Annotated in this window: 3 protein-coding genes; all 3 read left to right on the forward strand. The window is 71.0% G+C overall.

Translation table 11 applies throughout. From position 1 onward, the window contains the following. On the forward strand, window positions 1-879 hold an 879-nt coding region (locus tag FV220_RS24285), incomplete at its 5' end, for an AAA family ATPase (protein ID WP_147833504.1). 66 nt (window positions 880-945) lie between these two features. Beyond that, window positions 946-2,901 carry an AAA family ATPase gene (locus FV220_RS24290; RefSeq protein WP_147833505.1) on the forward strand — a complete coding sequence of 652 codons (1,956 nt, stop codon included), beginning with the start codon at window positions 946-948 and terminating at the stop codon, window positions 2,899-2,901. A gap of 19 nt (window positions 2,902-2,920) precedes the next feature. Beyond that, on the forward strand, window positions 2,921-4,060 hold a 1,140-nt coding region (locus FV220_RS25690), incomplete at its 3' end, for a hypothetical protein (protein ID WP_187273528.1).

Below are 4,060 nucleotides of genomic sequence, written 5' to 3' on the forward strand. Positions count from 1 at the left end.
GGCCTGGGGCAACCGACCGGGGGCTTGAGCCTGCCGCGCCTGCTCTTCGCCCCGCGCCGCATCGTCGAGGCGCGGTCGCCGGAAGAGGTCATCGCCACGCTCGAGGGCATGGTCGGCCTCGCGCCGGTCAAGCGCGAGGTCAACGCCCTCATCGCCCGGCTCGAACTGGAGCAGCGCCGCCGCGCGGAAGGCCTCCCGGTCTCGGCGATCAGCCAGCACATGATCTTCACCGGCCCTCCCGGCGTCGGCAAGACCGAGGTGGCGCGGGCGATCGGCGAGATCTTCCGCGCCCTGAACGTCCTGCGCCGGGGCCATCTCGTGGAGGTCGACCGCGCCGGGCTGGTGGCGGGCTATGTCGGGCAGACCGCCGCCAAGACCCTGGAGAAGTGCCAGGAGGCCCTCGACGGGGTGCTCTTCATCGACGAGGCCTACACCCTCGCGGGCGGGGCCGGCGGCGATTTCGGCAAGGAGGCGATCGACACCCTGCTGAAGTTCATGGAGGACAACCGCGACCGGATCATCGTCATCGTCGCCGGCTACACCAACGACATGCGCCGGTTCATCGACACCAATCCGGGGCTCGCCGGGCGCTTCACCAAGACCATCGAGTTCCCGCCCTACAAGCCGAAGGAGCTCTGCGAGATCCTCCGGCGCATGGCCGCCCGCCAGCAATTCGCGCTGCCAGAGGGATTCGAGGCGGCGCTGACCCCATGGCTCGCCCAGCGTTCCCGCTCCGACGACTGGTCGAACGCCCGCGAGATGCGCACCCTCCTGGAAAAGGCCCGCGAGGCGCAGGCCGCCCGCGTCGCCCTGGAGGGCGGCGACATGCGCCGCCTGGAGATCGTCGACCTGCTCTTCGCGATCGGCGAGGACGCCTGAGGGCCAGCGCCCATTCCGGACCGCGACACGCACCGCGCCCGACCCGCATCAAGGCACGTCACATCCATGGAACGCCTCGACAAGCATCCCGCCGCCCTCTTCCTGGCCATCGTGCTGGGCGCGACCGCCCTGGTGGTCGCCCTGCGGCCGGACGTACTCGCGCCCCTGGCGGCGACACCCTCGGCCCTGCTGCGCAACGTTCTGATCCTGGGGGGAATCGTCGGCGGCCTGCTCGCCGCCACCTACATTCCGGCGCGGATCGCCGGCATGCGGCGCGCGATGGATCAGGAGAGGGCGAACCGAAAGATCCGTCCGATCCAGTTCGAGGATGACGGCGCGGCGGTGGAGAAGAAGGACCTCCTCGCCACGGCGCTCGCGACCCTGGACGGCATGGTCGGCCTCGCGCCGGTGAAGGCGGAGGTGAAGGGCGTCATCGCCCGGATGCAGGTGGAGCAGCAGCGCCGCGCCCAGAACCTGCCCGTGGCGGCCATGAGCCAGCACATGGTCTTCACCGGTCCCCCCGGCGTCGGCAAGACCGAGGTGGCGCGGGTGCTCGGCAGCGTCTTCAAGGCGCTGAAGGTACTGCGCAAGGGACACCTCGTCGAGGTCGACCGGGCCGGGCTGGTAGCGGGCTATGCCGGCCAGACCGCGATCAAGACCCTGGAGCGCTGCAAGGAGGCCCTCGACGGCATCCTGTTCATCGACGAGGCCTACGCGCTGGCACCCGGCGGGTCAGGCGGCGGCGATTTCGGCAAGGAGGCGATCGACACCCTGCTGAAGTTCATGGAGGACAACCGCGACCGGATCATCGTGATCGTGGCCGGCTACACCAACGACATGCGCCGGTTCATCGACACCAATCCGGGGCTCGCCAGCCGCTTCACCAAGACCATCGAGTTTCCGCCCTACAGCCCGCCGGAACTCGCCGAGATCCTGCAGCGCATGGCGGCCAACCAGGGCTTCGTCCTGCCGGAGGGCTTCCAGAAGGAGCTGCTCCCCTATGTGAGCGCCCGCTCCCGCGCCGAGGATTGGGCCAATGCCCGCGAGATGCGCACGGTGCTGGAGAAGGCCCGCCAGGCCCAGGCGATGCGGCTCTCCGCCCATCCCGGCGGCGACATCAACCGGTTCGAGCCCTCGGACATCGCCGCCGCCCTCGGCAGCCAGGGCGCCGGCGCGATCGACATGGAGGAGGCGCGCAGGGTCATCGGCCGCCTCGAGACGATGATCGGGCTCGCCCCGGTCAAGCAGCAGGTGAAGACCGTGGTGGCGCGGGTCCTGGTGGATGCCAAGCGGCGCGCGGAGGGCATCGAGGTCGGCGCGGTGAGCCAGCACATGGTGTTCACCGGTCCTCCCGGCGTCGGCAAGACCGAGGTGGCGCGCATCATGGGCGACATCTTCAAGGCTTTGGGCGTCCTGCGGAAGGGCCACGTGGTGGAGGTCGACCGCGCCGGGCTGGTGGCGGGCTATGTCGGGCAGACCGCGGCGCGGACCCTGGAGCGCTGCAAGGAGGCCCTCGACGGCATCCTGTTCATCGACGAGGCCTACACGCTGGCCGCAGGCGGCGGCGGTGGCGGCAGCGATTTCGGCAAGGAGGCGATCGACACCCTGCTGAAGTTCATGGAGGACAACCGCGACCGGATCATCGTCATCGTCGCCGGCTACACCGAGGACATGAGCCGGTTCATCGACACCAATCCGGGGCTTGCCGGCCGCTTCACCAAGACGATCGAGTTCCCGGCCTACGATCCCTACGACCTCCTCGAGATCCTGCGCCTGATGGCGACCCGGCAATCGTTCCGGCTGCCGGCCCGGTTCGAGACCCTGCTGCTCCCGTGGATCGAGCGGCGCGCGCAAGGCCGCGACTGGGCGAACGCGCGCGAGATGCGCACGCTCCTCGAGCGCCTGCGCGAGGCCCAGGCCCTGCGGCTCTCGGCCGATCCCCTGGGCGATCACGGCCAGTTCGAACTCGTCGACGTCGAGCGCGCCATCGGGGGCGCGGCGCCCTCCGCCACGGCGTCGTGAGCGCATGAGATCCGGCACGATGACCCCGCGCGCGGCCGTCCATGGCAGCCTGTGGTACGAGGATCCCTGGTACAGGCTGGCCTGGCTCGCCCTGCCGCAGGCCGGCACCGTTCTGCTCGCCAACCTGCTCTTCGCCCTCGTGGCGCAGGGCGAATGGGGTCGCCCCGCCACCGGGTCCCGGCAGCGCGCCGCCGAACTCGAAATCCTGCGCGACCGCGCGGGCGGGGAGGGCGACGCCGCCGCGCTGAGCCAGCTCGCGGCCGGAGCCAAGGCGGGGGAGATCGACGCTCAGACCCGGCTGGCGACCCTCTACGATCCCCTCGTCGCCGGAAAATTCCCGCGCAAGGCCGTGCCGAGCGATCGTGCGCGCGCAACCGAGCTCTACCGCGCCGGCAGCGAGGCCGGAGACCTCGTGGCCATGGCACGCCTCGCCGACCTGCTGCTCGAGGAAGCCGGTTCCGAGGACGACCGGAGACGGGGATGCCGCCTGGCCAAGGCCTGGCTCGACCATCCGGCGACGACGCGGGACATGCTTCGCGGGGAGGAGCGCCTGGCCGAGAAGCTCGCCCGCTGCCTCGTCGATGCCGAGAGCGGCATTCCCCAGAATCCGCGGCGGGCCGGCGACCTCATCGTCGACACCCTCCGGCTGAAATACGAACCGTCGATCCGCACCTATGTGCGCGGCCTCGGCCTGCACAAGCCCGCGCTGATCCGCGCGCTGCAGGAGGCGATGGCGGCGCGGACCATCGGCCGCTACACCGGTCCGGTGGACGGGCTCGTCCACCCCGAGACGATCGCGGCGCTGGAACGGGAGGCGGGCCTGCGCCCGTTCCTGCCGGATCCCGCCCCGGAGCGCCGTGCCGAGACCGGCACCGGCCTGACGGCGGAGGAGTTCCGCAGCCTCGCCCAGGCGGCGACCCGGGATCTCGCCGCCCTGGCGCGGGTCCAGGCCATCGCCGACCGGGGGGATGCCACCGCGCTGGCGACCCTCGGCTACCTCTACAGCCCGTTCCTCAACAAAGGCGAGGTCTTCGCGCCGGTCGCCGCCCGCTCACTACTTGACGCCGATCACGCCGTCGCATCCCTCGCCGATCCGCCCGTCAGGGCGTGCTCCAGGGAGCGGATGATCGTCGCGCCGTCGCACGGCTTGCCCAGGAAG

This window comes from Methylobacterium sp. WL19, from assembly GCF_008040005.1.
Classification (GTDB): domain Bacteria; phylum Pseudomonadota; class Alphaproteobacteria; order Rhizobiales; family Beijerinckiaceae; genus Methylobacterium; species Methylobacterium bullatum.